Here is a 16,702-nt window from a genome sequence, read left to right on the forward strand (position 1 = left end):
GTGGCCGCTGGCTTGATGAGCACGTAAACGATCCCTTCGTGAAACAGGCGCAGGTAGATGGCTATCGCTCACGGGCCAGCTACAAGCTTCTTGAAATCAACAAGAAGGACAGGCTGATTCACCCCAACATGGTGGTGATGGATCTGGGCTCTGCGCCGGGCGGCTGGTCGCAAGTGGCGGTTAATCTGGTGGGCCATAAGGGCAGGGTGCTGGCGTCTGATATTCTGCCTATGGATGCCATTGCCGGGGTAGAGTTTGTTCAGGGTGACTTCACCGAAGACTCGGTGTTTGATGCCATTATGGAGGCGCTTGGCGATAGCCGGGTAGATGTGGTGGTTTCCGATATGGCGCCGAATATCAGTGGGGTAACGGTGGCCGATCAGGCGTCTTCTATGTATTTGGTGGAACTGGCGCTGGACATGGCCAGCCAGGTACTCAAGCCTAAAGGCAGCTTTGTGGCCAAGGTGTTTCAGGGCGAAGGCTACGATGAGTATCTGAAAGCCGCCCGAGAGGTGTTCGACAAAGTGGTGGTACGCAAGCCGGATTCCTCCCGCGCCCGCTCCCGGGAAGTGTATATTGTGGGCAAGGGTTTCAAGGGCTGAGCCCGCGCCGTTTGTGCAAAAAAAGGGGCACCTGTAAATCATCAGGGCCCCGCAAAAGGATAAGGTTTTGGCTTACAGGCTTGCTTGAAGCACCCTGCGGCACATATCCGGCGTGACATCACCGTGCTCGCCAAGCGCTACCATGCCGTGGCTTTCCAGGCTCTTGATCAGGGGCTCTATGTGTTCTTCACTAAGATCGTAATCGCTAAGGCGGGTCTTAACGCCGAGAGATTCGAAGAACGCTTGAGTTTTGGCAATGGCGGCTTCGGCTTTTTCTTCAGCGTTTCCTTCACGAATATTCCAAACGCGCTCGCCATACTGAACCAGCTTGTCGAGTTTGGCGGATTTGCGCTCGCGCAACATCGATGGCAATACAATCGCCAGGGTTTGAGCGTGATCAAGGTTATGCAGGGCGGTTAGCTCGTGGCCAAGCATGTGTGTGGCCCAATCCTGAGGCACGCCACTGCCAATCAGGCCGTTCAGCGCCAGTGTGGCTGTCCACATCAAGCTGGCCCGCACCTGGTAGTTCTCGGGTTCGGCCAGGGCTTGTTCGCCGATTTCGGTGAGTGTCAGTAGCAAGCCTTCTGCAAACCGATCCTGTACCGGCGCCTGGGCCGGGTAAGTCAGATATTGCTCAATCACGTGTACAAAGGCATCTGCCACCCCATTACCTACCTGACGTAGCGGCAGGGTAAAGGTCTTTGTGGGGTCGAGCACTGAGAACTGCGGAAACACCAAATCACTGTGGAACGGCAGTTTCGCCTTCAGGGATTTGCGAGTGACCACGGCGCCCTTGTTCATTTCCGAGCCTGTGGCCGGCAGAGTTAGCACGGAACCAAAGGGCAGGGCGCGCTCAATGTTGCTGCCGCCCTTGAGTAGAATGTCCCACTCGTCGCCTTCGAACACGGCCGCAGCGGCTACAAACTTGGTGCCATCAATAACCGATCCGCCGCCTACGGCGAGCAGAAAGTCGGCTTTCTCCTCATGTACCTGAGCTACCGCTTTCATCAGGGTTTCAAAGCTTGGGTTTGGTTCAATACCGCCAAACTCTGTCACCTGGCGATCCCCCAGGGCCAGTTTAACTTCATCCAGAGTGCCGGTGCGGCGGGCGCTTTCACCACCGAACAGCACGAGTACTTTGGCGTCGCGGGGCACCAATTGGTCGAGCTCGGCAATTTTACCTTCGCCAAAGGCGATGCGGGTCGGGTTATAAAAGTTGAAGTTGTTCATTTGTGATCCTTAATGATGGCTCTGCGAGATTAAAATAGACCGGTCGCCTAGTCTTTAGGCAAAAAAATAAGGCCTTATGGCCCAGTGTTTATGAACGGATTGCTTAGCTTTTGATCAGATCCTGGGTAAACATCATGGCGTGCGTCATGTGCTGATCGTCCCTGTGAAGTTTGGTTAGCAGGCTCGCGCCCAGCCAAAGCTGGTACAAACTGGTGGCCAGTTGCCGGGCGTTTTGATCGCGCAATGACCCTTCGGCTATTGCGTCTTCAATGCACTGGGTTATGCCGCCGATAATCCGGCCAGTGCCATCCCTGAGTGTCAGGCGCATCGCCTCTGACAAATCGGCTACCTCGGCGCTGAGCTTAACCACCAGGCAGTCTTTCAGGCCTGCCGGGCCGCAGTATTGATGCTGCCAGTTATGCCAGTAGCTCATCAGGCGATCCAAAGCCGGCTGGCTGTTATCACTGAAGCGTGCTTCCAGGTTTTCCATGTAACCGACAAAATAATCCTCCAATACCGCTTGCCCAAAGCTCTCCTTGGATTTGAAGTAGTGATAGAAGGAACCTTTCGGTACACCCGCCTGCTGGAGAATGGTGCTCAGCCCAACAGAGCTGAAACCCCGTGCCGCAAGAATATCGCGACCAGTGTCCAGAAGGTGTTGGCAGGTGTCTTGATGTCGATTCATGGCGCAATCATAAAGGTCATTAGACCGGTCGTCTAGTGTTTATTTAGTAGTCATTGTCCCGTACTTCCTGCTTTTCACTCTCAAAGCCCTGCATCACATTCACGGCATTCACGCCAATCGCATCCACATCGTAACCGCCTTCCATGGTGAAAACCGTAGGCAGCCCGAGTTGTTCAATGCGTTTGCCCATCGACAGATAATCTGCCGATTTCAGCTTGAAGAACGAGATTGGGTCCTCTTCAAAGGTATCCACACCCAAGGCGATCACCAGTGCGTCTGGCTGAAAGGCTGCAATGCGTTCGCACGCGGTTTCTAAGCCCTGGCCCCAGATGCTGTAGGGGGTTCCTGGAGGATAAACAATGTTGAGGTTATAGCCGTCTCCTTCGCCTTCCCCGGTTTCATCTCCAAAACCTAGAAAGTGGGGAAACACAAGATCCGGATCACCATGCAGGCTGATGGTCAGTACATCGCGGCGATCATAGAAAATGGCCTGGGTGCCGTTGCCATGGTGAAAATCTACATCCAGAATTGCCACCCGTTTACATCCCTGATCACGAAAGGCCTGAGCCGCAATGGCCGCGTTATTAAAGAAGCAGTAACCGCCGAACAGGTCGGCGTGGGCATGGTGGCCGGGCGGCCGGCACAGGGCAAAGGCGGCGCGCTCGCCGCCAGAAACCAGCTTTTGCGCCGTCAGGGCGACGTTGGCCGAGGCGCAGGCCGCTTCCCAGGTGCCGTCGGAAATGGAGGTTTCGGCCGCAAAGCTGTAGTAGCCAAGGCGCCCGTCAATGTCTTTGGGCACTCGAGGCCGCATGCCGCGGCCACACCAAACAGCCGGAATGGCTTCGCCTGGTTTGCCTTCAGCAACCCAGTCTGCCCAGCAGTGCTCCAGAAACTCTAAGTAATCTGATTTATGCACACGTTTTACGGGCTCCAAGCCAAACTCTTCTGGCTCAAGCACGTCACCCAGGGCTTGCGCTTTCACGCGGGCCAGAATGGTTTCTGCCCGGGATGGTTTTTCATGGGGTTCAATCAAAATACCACCATCCAGCTCGGTCTTAACGGAACGGCGGCTGTGCAGTGGCGAGAAAACGGTTTTCATGGGGCGAATACCCGAGTTAGCTTGGCGCCAGACTTTGCCATAGCTTAGGCGGCGGCTCAAACGAAACCGTGGTGTTTAAGAGCGAGTTTTCGGCTATTGTCAAAGATGCCCGTTGTGCTAAATCGCACCCTACTGATTTTCAGAAAAAGGATTGAACTATGGCCAGTGACAGCTACCACGAGCCCGTCGGCGAACTGACGGATGATACCCGCGAAATGCACCGTGCGGTCGCCTCTTTGATGGAAGAGTTTGAAGCGGTAGATTGGTACAACCAGCGAGTGGACGCCTGCAAGGACGCTGAGTTGAAGGCAATCCTCGAGCATAACCGCGATGAAGAAAAAGAACACGCAGCTATGGTGCTGGAGTGGATTCGACGCAAGGATCCCGTGATGGATAAGCACCTGCGAACGTTCCTGTTTACCGAAGGCCCGATCGGCCACCACGACTGACCCTGCGCCTACGGCTGTGGGCACAGTGCTCGGCCCACAGCATTCGCAAACTGGCCCAAACAACAGCTTTTGTGCGGCGGTAGGCCAATTTCCCACTGTACTGGGCTGCGTTATCTTGAATGCCAATAGGTACCCAAAATAACGACTGTGAAAGTGAGGGTGGGTTATGAGCGAACAGCATTTTGACGTATTGATCATCGGAGCCGGGGTGTCCGGCATCGGTATGGCCTGCCACCTGAAGCGGGAATGTCCAGGAAAGTCTTTCGCCATTCTGGAGCGGCGACAATCACTCGGCGGTACTTGGGATTTGTTTCGCTATCCGGGCATTCGCTCAGATTCCGACATGTTTACCTTTGGCTACAACTTCCGCCCCTGGACGGGTGGCAAGGTGCTGGCGGATGGCGCCTCCATCAAAAATTATGTGCATGAAACTGCCAAGGAAAACGATGTTGAGCGACACATTCGTTACAGCCTTGCGGTAAAAACGGCAGACTGGTCCAGTGTGGATAAATGCTGGAAGCTGACCGCCGAGAATGAAGGAACTGGTAAGACAGAAACTTACACCGCTAGCTTCTTGGTGGGTTGCACTGGCTACTACAACTACGATCAGGGCTATAAGCCGGATTTTCCCGGCGAGGCCGATTTCAAAGGCCAGATTGTTCACCCGCAACACTGGCCAGAAGATCTGGAATATACGGGTAAGAAGGTTGTAGTAATCGGCAGTGGCGCAACGGCGATTACGCTGGTGCCTACCATGGCAGAGAAAGCCAGCCACGTAACCATGCTGCAACGCTCACCTACTTACCTGATGCCTTTGCCGTCAACGGATAAGGTAACCCTTGGGCTGCAGAAGGTGCTGCCCGCCAAACTTGCCTACCGAATAACCCGTGCCCGTAATATCTCGATTTCCCGGTTTTTGTACCAGCGCTCTCGTAAAAGCCCGAAAGCCATGCGCCGCTTGTTCTTAGGTATTATCAAACGCCAAGTGGGTGATCAAACCGATATGCGTCACTTCACGCCAGACTATGATCCTTGGGATCAGCGCCTGTGCGTGGTGAAAGACGGCGATTTGTTTGGGGCCCTGAAAGCAGGCAGGGCCTCCATCGCAACCGATCATATTGAACGGTTCACCGAAACCGGCATTCGCCTGAAATCCGGTGAGCAACTGGATGCGGATATCATCATTCCCGCCACCGGCCTGGATATTCAGATGCTCGGGGGCATCAAGCCAAAAGTAAACGGCCGGGAAGTGGTTCTGAAAGATAAGGTGGTCTACAAAAATGTGATGGTTGAGGGCGTGCCCAACGCCGGCATGATCTTCGGGTATACCAACATTTCCTGGACCCTGAAAGCGGATATTGCCAGCGAATACATGTGCCGACTGATCAATCACATGGATCGGCGCGGGCTGCGTGTGGCGGTCGCTAAGGACACTGAGAATAGCCTGGGCGAGGATACCGTACTTGGCTCACTTGACGCCGGCTACATCAAACGTGCTGCAGATCGTCTGCCGCGCCAGGGCACCCATGGGCCGTGGAAATCGTCTCAGAATTATCTGGAAGACGTGAAAATACTGCGTTTTGATCCGATTGAAGACGGTTACATTGAGTTTGATGGCAAGAAAACCAAAGCCCAAGGCCAGCAGCCTCGTGGCTTTTTCAGGCCTCTGAGCTCGGCGCTGTTTGGCGCTTGAGTATTGATGGGGCGCAGCAATCGCTGCGCTCCATCACGCTTATTCCTTACCTAGGTAGGCCGCTCGGATACCTGCCCAGCTCTCGTCTTCTGTCACCCTTAAAACCTCTTGCGAGATCTGCGCTCGAAGCGGGCTGCCGTCTGGCAGGGCCAACGCGTACAACTGCTTTGCAAACACACCGGGAAGAATTGCTAGCTTCTTTTGGCCCAGTTGCAGGTTTCGATACTGCATCAGCGCACGGTCATACACGATGGCGTCGGTTTCGCCACTGACTACCGATTCCATGGCGGAGGTTAGATCCGGATAGGTCTGATAACGAATATGCTCGTCTTCCAGGTAGCGCTGGCTTGCTGTATTGGAAATGGTGGCCACCACCTTGCCGGGCAGATCGTTTGTGCCTTGAATGCCGGTACGCAGGTTGCTCACTGTCAAAGACGACGTGATAGCAGCTGTAAAGCTGGCCACCATAATCAAGCCGGCAAACATCCAAACCAGACCGATTAACCGACCGGCAAGTGAGACCGGCGCTTTATCGCCGTAGCCGACGGTGGTCATAGTAACGGCGGCCCACCAGAAACTGGAGCCAATACCCTGGGCTGCGGAGCCACCGAATTGCTCCGGGTTGCGGCGCCGTTCAACCAGCCACAACAAGAAACCAACGACCAGCAGCAGAGCGCCCAATGCAAGAACGGCGCTGAGGAACTGCCAGCTAACGAACGCCTTTAGACTGCTAAGCAGGCCTTGCTCCGGCACCGGCGGTACAGCAATAGACAGGCCCGTTTGATAAAAGGGGTGGCTGAAATCGAACCGGGCTTCCCGGTCGGCCGTCATGGTCAGGGCGCCAACGGCTACATCTATTTCACCATTTTCAACAGCTTCGAGCAGCTCATTGAAGCTAAGGGGAACCCATTCAAATTCCCGCTCCATGCCGGTAGCAATATCTTCCCAGAGATCAATGCTGATCCCTTCCCAGCGGCCATCATCCGTTTCCATAACAAAAGGAGGAACGGTGGTGATGCCGACTTTCAAAGGTGGCTCTTGGGCATGAACCTGATTGGAAATACTCAGTACGAGCAGAAAAAAACAGGACAGAATTCGTTTAAGCATGGCTGTGTGCGGCCCGAGGTCTGGGCTGCGCTCCTTGTTGGCGGTTTTGGTTAATAGCTTAAGCGTATGATTCATACGTAATAGCACGTAGATGGATCAAAGCAAATGCCCGATTAGTGGTTTGGTTCCTTCGCACGGTCTAAGTGGTCTATTATTAGGCTCACATTTCACAAAAAAGAACGCGACCCATGAACATTTTCAGGATTGTTGTCTTGCCCTTTATTTTATTGCTTTGTTCAGGCGTTGTTATGGCTGCCGATGGATTAATCGCGGTTAAAAGTAATCATAGCGTAGCGGCTACAGCGGATAAACTTGAAGCTGTCTTGAACGAAAAGGGTATGAACGTCATGAACCGTATCAATCATGCGGCGGGAGCTGAATCGGCAGGAATGGAGCTGCGGCCAACTGAGCTGGTGATTTTTGGCAACCCCAAGGTAGGCACACCTCTGATGCAATGTGCCCAGAGCGTTGCGATGGACCTGCCCCAGAAAGCGCTGATTTGGGAAGATGAAGAAGGCCAAGTTTGGTTTGGCTATAATAATCCAGAGTACCTGAAGGCCAGGCATGCGATTGAAGGCTGTGATGCCGGGCTGGAAAAAGTAAGCGGTGCTTTAGCGGGTTTTGCCAAGGCGGCAACCCACTGACAGATAAAATAAGGAAGCTACGGGTATCGCCATAATTGCGGATACCCGGCAGAGCGCAGAACCCTTAAGATTCCTGGCTCTGTCGCTTAGGAAATGCCCCCTTGCAGTTGATACGTTCTGCTCTTGCTTATATCGCCCTCATCGCCGCTATTCTAGCGCTTCTTCCCGGTATGGCCGGGCTTGGTGCCAGTGCGGTCAGCTTGGCTGTGATTCTGGGATGGCAGGACATGCGGCGAGTGCCCAAAGCTGTGTTTGTTGTGGCGGGGCTGGCTATGGTGTTTGCCTTGGGGCGCGATCCTGGCTTGGTCAGCTCGGCAGCCGGGAATATGAGCCGTTTGGCCGGCCTGATACTGGCGGTGACACTGTTGTCCTCCGTGCTCAGTCGCACCAAGGATCTGCAGAAAATTTCTGCCAGCCTCTTTAGCGGTAACCCTTCGGCTCGCTACCTAAGCCTGTCGTTTGGCACCTCCCTTGTATCCATACCTCTGAATTTTGGCTCTGTGGCGGTTGTAGGCAGCCTGGTAGGTGAGCGTATGCGCAGCAGTGGTGACTCACCAGCTACCCGCAACGCAACCCGTGCGGTGTTAAGGGGGTTTGGTGTGTCGCCTACGTTTTCTCCGCTGTCGATTTCTGTGGTGCTTACCCTTACGTTGTTACCGGGGCTTAGCAGCCTTCAACTGCTGCTATTCACCGTGCCGTTTTCCGCTACGCTGGTGCTGTGCGGGCTGATTTGGCGTGAACCAGAAACCACTCAGCAATCAGACACACCAGAGAATAGGGCGGGGCTGGCGCCCTGGTTGCGATTTGCTGCGCTTATTCTGGCTATCTGTGCCGGTGTGTTCCTGCTCAGCCATCAGTATCAGTTCAGTTATGCGCACGCGGTAACGCTAAGCTGTATAGGCGCGGTTCTTGGCGCAAGATTGCTGGCATGGAGCCGCCAAACAAACCCACCACTGGTTAACATGTCCAACGTCAGCAATGAGCTGGCAATTGTGGGCGGCTCTGCGTTTATTGGTTCGGTGATCAGCGGCGCCGTACTAGGGCAGCTCAGTGGTGATCCGAGTGTGCCCATTTGGCTTTGGCCGGTTATAGCCGCTTGCGTGCCCTGGGTTTTCTTTGCGGCCGGCCTGGCCGGTGTTAACCCCATTGTGATCGGCACCCTTGCGGGCGGCATTCTCGGCGTTATTTGGCCGGATAATGCGTTGATTGGCCTGGGTGTTGGTATGGTAACCGGGTGGGGTATCACCGCCTTTGGCACCCCCTTTGCCGCCAACGCGCTTATCATGGAGCGCCTAACCGGCTACAAGGCTATGGATGCGTCGTTTCGCTGGAATCTTCGGCTTTCGCTTGTCGGGCTGGTGGTGGCCAGTTTGCTTGCGTCTATAGTGACGGCGGTGCTCATTTGAGGTGCTTGTCGATACGGTCCCAAGCTAAAATCCCTTATAGCTTATTGTTAAATCCTCTGTTAATGTGCGCGCATCCTGCCTCTAAGGATTCTGCAGTTTCCGGCTTACAGCCGCGTTGCGAACCATCCATACGACCTGTCAGAGGACGTCACCCCGATACCGGCGCGTGACTGTAGTCGTCTTTTATACCATGAATTTTCATGGCTTCTGCCCGCATTCGCCGAGAGTGGTGTTCGTGGAGGCAGTACAATCAAGAGTTGATCTTATATGAGTTTTTCTTCACTCGGTTTGTCCGAGCAGCTGGTCCGTGCAACCTCCGACCAGGGTTATGAAACCCCGTCTCCCATTCAGCTTCAGGCCATTCCTGCCGTACTTTCTGGCAAGGACGTTATGGCAGCAGCCCAGACGGGCACAGGTAAAACCGCCGGCTTTACACTGCCATTGCTGCAGCGCCTGGCTGAGAACCCCCGCACAGGTAAAGGCCCCCGTGTACTGATTTTGGCGCCGACACGGGAACTGGCCGCGCAGGTTCACGACAGCGTAAATCTTTACAGCAAATATGTTCCTACCAAAGCCGCGGTGGTTTTTGGTGGTGTAAAAATCAACCCGCAGATGATGAAACTGCGCAAGGGCCTGGACGTACTGGTTGCCACCCCAGGCCGCCTGATGGATCTGTATCAGCAGAACGCTGTGAAATTCAACGAGGTTGAAATCCTGGTGCTGGACGAAGCCGACCGCATGTTGGACATGGGCTTTATTCGCGACATTAAAAAGATTCTTGCGCTGTTGCCAGCCAAGCGTCAGAACCTGCTGTTTTCAGCAACCTTCTCCGGTGAGATTCGTTCTCTGGCTCAAGGCCTGTTGAACAACCCGGTGCAAATTGACGTGGCGGTTAGAAACACCACCGCTGAGACCGTAAAGCAGTCGGTGTACAAAGTTGATCAGAGCCAAAAAACTGCGCTGCTGAGTAAACTGGTGCGCGATAATAGCTGGGAACAGGTGTTGGTGTTTACTCGCACCAAGCACGGTGCTAACCGTCTTACCCAAAAGCTTGAAAAAGACGGCATTACCGCCGCAGCCATACACGGTAATAAATCCCAGGGCGCTCGCACCCGGGCTTTAGCAGATTTCAAACAAGGCCAGGTACGAGTGCTGGTTGCCACCGATATCGCGGCCCGTGGCCTGGATATCAAGCAGCTGCCCCAGGTGGTTAACTTTGAACTGCCAAATGTGCCAGAAGACTATGTGCACCGCATCGGCCGAACTGGCCGTGCAGGCGAGAACGGCCACGCGCTTTCATTGGTAAGCGCCGATGAAGGCAAGATGCTGGCAGGCATTGAGCGTCTGATTAAGAAGCAGCTGCCGCGTAAGGAAGTGGAAGGTTTTGAGCCAAAGAACAACTTGCCGCTCAAACCTAAAGCCAAGGCGGATCCGAGCAAGGCTCGCAATCGTAGTGGTAACGGCGGCGGAAACGGCCGGCCAGGCGGCAATGCTCGCAGCTTTGGCGACAAGCCAGGCGGGCGCAGTGGTGGCCGCAGCCAAAATGGCAGTGGTCAGCGCGGGCGTTCAGGTCAGCGGCAAACTCAGGGTGCCTGAAACCTTATAGGGTTACAGGTAACTGATTAAACAATGCGGAGCTTCGGCTCCGCATTGTTGTTTGTGAATATCAGAACTTGTAGGTGAAGCCTACCATGTAAACCATTGGGTCGATTTCGACTTCGAACTTATCGGTCTTTGCAGCAACGTTACCGGCCCCATCGTAGGCGGTAATGGTGGCATCCGTGTTGATGTCAGCCCACCAGATAGCTGCGTTCAGACCAAAATTCTCGCTCAGCATGTAATCCACACCGGCCTCAAACGCAACGCCTACGCTGTCGTCCAGCTTGAGCTTTGTAGAGGCGGCACCTAATGCAGCAGCTACCGTATCGGTGGTCTTCTCTTCAAAGAAGGTAGTGTAGTTTACACCCACGCCCACAAATGGCTGGAGTGCTGAAGAGCTGTGCATCGGGAAATACTGTAGCGTAAATGTAGGTGGCAGGTGTTTGGTTTCGCCCAGTTTCCCGGCTGCCTCAAGGTCACCAGCCCCACTGATATTGTGCTTGAACGGTGTAGCACCCAGAACACCAAGGCCAATATTGCTTGTGAACATATAGGTGGCGCGAAGCCCAAGCTGCGTGTTGGAATCGACAGCAACACGGGCGTCACTGCCCAATACTGCTACGCCACTTGCGGTGATCACTTCACTGGAATCATCCGGCGCCACATGCACAGCGCCTGCACGCAGTATGAAATCACCAGCTTCGAAAGCCTGAGCAGCGGGTGCCATGGCCATAACGGCGGCTGTCATAACACTGAGCTTGAAAGAACGGGACATACCATCTCCTTAATCTGAATCGTTGTTGCGCTCAGATTAAAGGCCGCAGAGATAGGAAACTTGATATAGCGCAATAATCCCGTATGGATGATTCGTGTTAAAGCGCCAGATTGACGCAACTCAAAAAATGGGCCGGGAACGTATATGTGCTGGTTGTCAGGCGGGGTCTTTTTTGGTGCTGGGTGTCGGTACGTCAGATACGAAAACATCCCGCACCGTGACTGGCTCACCTGCTGCATTCTGTACCTGAACCGTTTGAATCGGTTGCCCCGTGGCCCGATCGCGCAAATCCAGTGGGGTTTCGTTTGGTGCAGGGTTCCATTTGTCACCCCACTGGCGCAGGGCAATGACCACCGGGAACAGATCCCGGCCTTTTTCGGTAAGCCGGTATTCGAAGCGTGAGCCGTGTTCTCCCACCTCCACTTTCTTCAGTACGCCGTTATCCACTAGCCGTGCCAAGCGGTCGCACAGGATATTTTTAGCGATACCCAGTTCCTGCTGAAAATCCACAAAACGCTGGGTGCCGTACATGGCGTGCAGCACGATCAGCAGGGACCACCAATCGCCCACCTGATTCAGGGCGCGGGCGACGGAGCAGTTGGAGTCATCAAAACGTTTTCTGGCCATGTGCGTAAGTGTACATAATAGGGTTGCATCTTAAAACCAGATTAAATAGAGTTGCGCCATTCAATCGAGTTGCTTTAAGAGACCAAATTAGGAGTAATGACCGATGACCATGAATCTGGGCCCCATGTTTCAGCCGTTCGATATGCACAACCTTACCCTGCGCAACCGCGTGGCCATGGCGCCTATGACGCGCAATTTTTCGCCCAAAGGCATTCCCGGTGAAAACGTCGTCGACTACTACCGACGCCGTGCCGAGGCAGGTGTGGGCCTGATCATTACCGAAGGCACCACCGTGAATCATCCTGCGGCAAATGGTTACCCCAATGTGCCTGCGTTCCATGGCACCGAGGCGCTAGAGGGTTGGAAAAACGTTGCGGATGCGGTGCACGAAGCCGGCGGTGCGATCTTCCCGCAGCTTTGGCACGTAGGTGCGGTGCGCAAGGAAGGCACAGAGCCGGACACCTCGGTTCCCGGTTACAGCCCGTCTGGCCTGTTTGCGCCCGGCAAGCCCAACGGCAAGGCCATGAGCAAAGAAGACATCGACGATGTGGTTACAGCATTTGCCGATGCCGCGCAGGATGCCAAAGCCCTGGGGTTTGATGGGGTAGAGATTCATGGTGCGCACGGTTATTTACTTGATCAGTTCCTGTGGGAAGGCACCAACCAGCGCGAAGACGAATACGGCGGCAGCATGGAAAACCGCCTGCGCTTCGTAGTTGAGATTGTAGAAGCGGTTCGCCACAGAGTCGGGCCTGAGTTCACCATCATGCTGCGATTCTCCCAGTGGAAGCAGCAGGATTACAGCGCAAAACTGGTGAACAGCCCGGAAGAACTCGAACAGTTTCTCAAGCCGCTGGTTGAAGCCGGAGTGGATATTTTCCACGCTTCAACTCGTCGCTTCTGGGAGCCAGAATTTGAAGGCTCCAGTCTCAACCTGGCGGGCTGGACTCAGAAGCTGTCCGGCAAGCCCACCATGTCGGTTGGTAGCGTTGGCCTGACGGAGGATTTCATCAGCGGCACCATGGCCAGTAAGCAAGAGTCGGTTGAGCAGTCTGGCATTGATGAGCTGGTTGAGCGTATGAACAATCACGAGTTTGAGCTGATTGCCGTGGGCCGTGCGCTGCTGCAGGATCCGCAGTGGCTCACTAAAGTGAAAGAAGGGCGACTCGGGGAAGTGGACGATTTTGCCCGAAACTCCCTCACCAAACTGTACTGAATCTGAACTGTACTGAATTTGGAAAGAGCATGTCCTCTCTGTAACAGCACGCCCCCACTGCCTATGCGTATGATGGGGGTGTTTTTTGGTAAGAATTAACAAGAGGGACGGCAATGTCTTTGAAAAACAGTGTTTCAGTATTGATGCTTGCAAGCCTGCTGGTGTTTGCCGGTTGCGCCACCGTGGGCAAAGATTTTTCTACCCACAATGTTGATCAGATTACCGTGGATGAAACTACCCGGGCCGAGATTCAGGAAATGTTCGGTGAGCCTTGGCGCACAGGTGTTGAGGACGGAAAGCGCACCTGGACTTACGGCAAATACCGCTGGTCAGCCTTCGGCGATGCGGAAACCACAGATTTGGTTGTACGTTTTAACCCCGATGGCAGCGTCTCTTCCTACGTATACAACACCACCGAGTAACGATTCCGCTGGTATGGTATCCAGGCATTCCGGATACCATACCCATTAACGGCATAGTGACATCAGCCTCGTAACCCGCCCACTAGCTTATCGATGCTGTCCTTGGCATCTCCGAACAGCATACGGGAGTTGTCTTTGAAGAACAGCGGGTTTTCCACGCCGGAATAGCCTGTTGCCATGCCCCGTTTAAGAATCACCACCTGGCGCGCCTTCCAAACCTCAAGCACCGGCATGCCGGCAATGGGGCTGCCTGGATCTTCTGCTGCTGCCGGGTTCACCGTGTCGTTGGCGCCGATAACCAGCACTACGTCGGTTTCCGGGAAATCCGCGTTAATTTCGTCCATCTCCAATACTATGTCGTAGGGAACATGGGCTTCTGCCAGTAGCACGTTCATATGCCCAGGGAGACGGCCGGCGACCGGGTGAATGCCAAAGCGCACGTTCACACCTCGCTCTCTCAGCAGTTTGGTCATATCGCTGACCCCGCTCTGGGCTTGTGCCACAGCCATGCCATAACCCGGTACGATAATCACCGAGTCGGCGTTACGCAGTTCTTCACACACTTCGTCGGCACTGGTTTCCACCGCTACTCTGTCGTCAGAGCCCGCAACGGCAGAGCTGCTGCTGGTCTGGCCGAAGCCACCGAGAATAACGCTGATAAACGACCGGTTCATGGCCTTGCACATAATGTAGCTGAGGATAGCACCGCTGCTGCCGACCAGCGCACCGGTCACAATCAACAGGTCGTTACCCAGCATGAAGCCGATGGAGGCTGCCGCCCAGCCGGAATAGCTGTTGAGCATGGAAACCACCACGGGCATGTCGGCACCGCCAATAGCCATGATCAGGTGAATGCCCAGCACGGCTGCGATCACAGTCATAAGTACCAAGGCAAGTATTCCTAAGGCCATGCTGTCGGTACCCAGGAACCAAGCACCCAAAAATACCGATACGACCACTGCGGCCAGGTTCATCAGATGGCGGCCGGGTAAAGTGAGGGCTTTGCTGTCGATACGGCCATCGAGCTTGCCACAGGCTACTAAAGAGCCTGTGAAGGTGATAGCGCCGATGAAGATACCCACAAACACTTCCACCAGTTTAATGGTGTGTTCAGCACCCGTGGTGTAGGTGAGTGGCTCAATGTAGCCCGAGAAGCCCACCAGCACCGCGGCCAGGCCCACAAAACTGTGCAGCAGCGCCACCAGTTGGGGCATCTGGGTCATTTCCACCTTGTTGGCGATGGCGATACCAATACCGGCGCCCAACAGTACCGCAATGATAATGGCGGCGAGTCCGCTGTCACTAACACTGGCCATGGTGGCCACCAGCGCGATGAGAATGCCGGCAACCCCGTAGAGGTTACCTCGGCGCGCGGATTCCTGATGGCTCAGGCCACCCAGACTAAAGATAAACAATACGCTGGCGACCACATAGGCCACACTAACGAGTCCTGTACTCATGGTGGTCGCCTCCTATCTGCGGAACATGTTGAGCATGCGATGGGTAACCCGGAAGCCGCCCCCTACGTTGATGCTGGCAATCAGCACCGCCAAAAAAGCCATAATTCCGACGGCGGCGTTCTCCGCCTGAGCCAGGTGCAATATGGCACCAATCACGATAATGCCACTAATAGCATTGGTTACGCTCATCAGGGGCGTATGCAGGGCGGCTGTCACATTCCAGACAACCTGCCAGCCGATAAAGCACGCCAGCACAAACACAGTGAAGTGGCGCAGGAAGCTTTCTGGAGCGTGAGCGCCCACCCCGTAGAGCGCCGCAAGGGTGACCACAAGTAAAACGCCTTTGCCAATAAGACTGCGGCGTTGAGATTCCTTATGTGCCGCGGCCTTCTCTTCCGCAGAAGGCTCTTCAGTGCCTGGTGCGGGTTTGGGGCTAACCGGTGTTTGTGGCTGAGGTGGTGGCCAGGTTACGTCCTGATCCAATACCACTGTAAGGCCCCGAATAACGTCGTCTTCCATGTTTACCCGGGGCTGCCCGTCTTTCTCCGGTGTCAGTTCGGTTACCAGGTGAAACAGGTTGGTGGCGTACAGGTCACTGGCCACCTTGGCCATGCGGCTTGGCAAGTCCGTGTAGCCGATCAGCGTAACGTCGTGATGCTCCGCAATCTTGCCTGGCTCAGTGAGTTCGCAGTTGCCGCCACGTTCAGACGCCAGATCCACAATCACACTGCCGGGCTTCATGGATTTCACCATATCCGCCGTGATTAGCTTCGGCGCCGGTTTTCCGGGAATCAGGGCGGTGGTGATAATAATGTCCACCTCTTTGGCTTGTTCTGCGAACAACGCCATCTCAGCTTTGATGAACTCATCGCTCATCTGCTTGGCGTAGCCGCCGGAGCCGCTGCCTTCTTCCTCATCAAAATCCAACTGCAGAAATTCGGCGCCCATGCTTTCAATTTGCTCTTTTACTTCCAGCCGAGTATCGAATGCCCGAACAATGGCCCCAAGGCTGTTGGCAGCGCCCACAGCAGCAAGCCCGGCCACACCAGCGCCGATCACCATTACCTTGGCTGGCGGTACCTTGCCGGCCGCCGTCATCTGGCCAGTGAAGAAGCGCCCAAAGTGATTGGCGGCCTCTACCACCGCGCGGTACCCGGCGATATTGGCCATGGCACTCAGCGCATCCATTTTTTGGGCGCGGCTGATTCGGGGCAGGCTGTCTATGGCGAAGGTGGTTATTCTGCGATCAGCAAGCTGTTGTAGAAGCGCAGAGTTCTGGGCGGGCCAGATATAACTGGCGAGAAACGCCCCCTCCTTCATTAGGTCGGCCTCATGCTTGCCCAGCGCTGAATTTTTCATGGGCGCACGAACCTTCAAAATGAAATCGGCCTCGCGCCATAATGCGTCGGTGTCTGTCGCAATGGTGGCGCCAACGGCTTCATAGGCTTCATCGCGATAATGTGCCGCTTCGCCTGCGCCGGTTTCCAGCGTGACTTCATAGCCCAGAGCAATGAGCTTGTGTACCGATGGCGGAGTGGCCGCAACCCGTCGCTCGTCGGTGAATATCTCCTTCGGAATACCAATCTTCATGATGCAAATGCCCTCAGTTTGAACTGATGAACTTTATATCTATATCCTAGCAGCCTGTCGGACTTAACCAAGCAGTATCGACATGAGATAATCGGGGC

The 16,702-nt window shown here is 54.8% G+C and carries 16 protein-coding genes; 8 read left to right on the forward strand and 8 right to left on the reverse strand.

The features are described from left to right. The coding region (rlmE, locus tag ACTH3S_RS14380) for a 23S rRNA (uridine(2552)-2'-O)-methyltransferase RlmE (protein WP_441809698.1) at window positions 1-602 on the forward strand (602 nt) is incomplete at its 5' end. Window positions 603-674: 72 nt separating this feature from the next. Here rlmE and ACTH3S_RS14385 read toward each other — a convergent pair. The 3 genes from ACTH3S_RS14385 to ACTH3S_RS14395 form a co-directional block, all read right to left on the reverse strand. After that, window positions 675-1,832: an iron-containing alcohol dehydrogenase gene (locus ACTH3S_RS14385; protein ID WP_441809699.1), complete on the reverse strand. Its 1,158-nt coding sequence runs from the start codon at window positions 1,830-1,832 to the stop codon at window positions 675-677. 103 nt (window positions 1,833-1,935) lie between these two features. Continuing rightward, window positions 1,936-2,517, reverse strand: a complete 582-nt coding sequence (locus ACTH3S_RS14390; RefSeq protein ID WP_441809700.1) for a TetR/AcrR family transcriptional regulator — start codon at window positions 2,515-2,517, stop codon at window positions 1,936-1,938. Window positions 2,518-2,560: 43 nt separating this feature from the next. After that, a complete protein-coding gene (locus tag ACTH3S_RS14395) occupies window positions 2,561-3,616 on the reverse strand; it encodes a histone deacetylase family protein (protein ID WP_441809701.1) in 1,056 nt (351 codons plus the stop codon). Between the two features lie 158 nt (window positions 3,617-3,774). On the opposite strand from ACTH3S_RS14395, the gene ACTH3S_RS14400 reads away from it, so the two are divergent. Together ACTH3S_RS14400 and ACTH3S_RS14405 are read left to right on the forward strand one after the other, a co-directional pair. Beyond that, complete coding sequence (locus ACTH3S_RS14400; RefSeq protein ID WP_441809702.1) at window positions 3,775-4,065, forward strand: encapsulin-associated ferritin-like protein; 291 nt, start codon at window positions 3,775-3,777, stop codon at window positions 4,063-4,065. A gap of 166 nt (window positions 4,066-4,231) precedes the next feature. Further along, the gene (locus ACTH3S_RS14405; protein ID WP_441809703.1) at window positions 4,232-5,758 is read left to right on the forward strand and encodes a flavin-containing monooxygenase; all 1,527 of its coding nucleotides are present in this window, start codon (window positions 4,232-4,234) and stop codon (window positions 5,756-5,758) included. Window positions 5,759-5,797: 39 nt separating this feature from the next. Here the strand turns inward: ACTH3S_RS14405 and ACTH3S_RS14410 are convergent, their stop codons facing one another. Continuing rightward, window positions 5,798-6,940, reverse strand: a complete 1,143-nt coding sequence (locus ACTH3S_RS14410) for a transporter substrate-binding domain-containing protein (RefSeq protein WP_441809704.1) — start codon at window positions 6,938-6,940, stop codon at window positions 5,798-5,800. Window positions 6,941-7,113: 173 nt separating this feature from the next. On the opposite strand from ACTH3S_RS14410, the gene ACTH3S_RS14415 reads away from it, so the two are divergent. The 3 genes from ACTH3S_RS14415 to ACTH3S_RS14425 all read left to right on the forward strand — a co-directional run bounded on the left by ACTH3S_RS14415 (window position 7,114) and on the right by ACTH3S_RS14425 (window position 10,511). Beyond that, on the forward strand, window positions 7,114-7,509 hold the full coding sequence (locus ACTH3S_RS14415) for a DUF302 domain-containing protein (protein ID WP_441809705.1): 396 nt from the start codon (window positions 7,114-7,116) through the stop codon (window positions 7,507-7,509). A 101-nt stretch (window positions 7,510-7,610) separates the two neighbouring features. Beyond that, entirely contained in the window at window positions 7,611-8,915 is a 1,305-nt protein-coding gene (locus ACTH3S_RS14420; protein ID WP_441809706.1) for a hypothetical protein, read from the forward strand. Window positions 8,916-9,182: 267 nt separating this feature from the next. Beyond that, window positions 9,183-10,511 (forward strand): DEAD/DEAH box helicase, encoded by a 1,329-nt coding sequence (locus ACTH3S_RS14425; RefSeq protein ID WP_441809707.1) that lies wholly within the window; start codon window positions 9,183-9,185, stop codon window positions 10,509-10,511. Window positions 10,512-10,581: 70 nt separating this feature from the next. On the opposite strand, the gene ACTH3S_RS14430 is transcribed toward ACTH3S_RS14425, so the two are convergent. After that, window positions 10,582-11,289: an OmpW/AlkL family protein gene (locus tag ACTH3S_RS14430; RefSeq protein WP_441809708.1), complete on the reverse strand. Its 708-nt coding sequence runs from the start codon at window positions 11,287-11,289 to the stop codon at window positions 10,582-10,584. A gap of 156 nt (window positions 11,290-11,445) precedes the next feature. After that, complete coding sequence (locus ACTH3S_RS14435) at window positions 11,446-11,916, reverse strand: winged helix-turn-helix transcriptional regulator (RefSeq protein ID WP_441809709.1); 471 nt, start codon at window positions 11,914-11,916, stop codon at window positions 11,446-11,448. Window positions 11,917-12,019: 103 nt separating this feature from the next. On the opposite strand from ACTH3S_RS14435, the gene ACTH3S_RS14440 reads away from it, so the two are divergent. Beyond that, window positions 12,020-13,132 carry an NADH:flavin oxidoreductase gene (locus ACTH3S_RS14440; RefSeq protein ID WP_441809710.1) on the forward strand — a complete coding sequence of 371 codons (1,113 nt, stop codon included), beginning with the start codon at window positions 12,020-12,022 and terminating at the stop codon, window positions 13,130-13,132. Between the two features lie 113 nt (window positions 13,133-13,245). Beyond that, a complete protein-coding gene (bamE, locus tag ACTH3S_RS14445; protein ID WP_441809711.1) occupies window positions 13,246-13,554 on the forward strand; it encodes an outer membrane protein assembly factor BamE domain-containing protein in 309 nt (102 codons plus the stop codon). Window positions 13,555-13,616: 62 nt separating this feature from the next. On the opposite strand, the gene pntB is transcribed toward bamE, so the two are convergent. After that, complete coding sequence (pntB, locus tag ACTH3S_RS14450; RefSeq protein WP_441809712.1) at window positions 13,617-15,014, reverse strand: Re/Si-specific NAD(P)(+) transhydrogenase subunit beta; 1,398 nt, start codon at window positions 15,012-15,014, stop codon at window positions 13,617-13,619. A 12-nt stretch (window positions 15,015-15,026) separates the two neighbouring features. Beyond that, window positions 15,027-16,604: a Re/Si-specific NAD(P)(+) transhydrogenase subunit alpha gene (locus ACTH3S_RS14455; protein WP_441809713.1), complete on the reverse strand. Its 1,578-nt coding sequence runs from the start codon at window positions 16,602-16,604 to the stop codon at window positions 15,027-15,029. Window positions 16,605-16,702 lie beyond the last annotated feature (98 nt).

The organism is Marinobacter sp., from assembly GCF_052094685.1.
Classification (GTDB): Bacteria; Pseudomonadota; Gammaproteobacteria; order Pseudomonadales; family Oleiphilaceae; genus Marinobacter.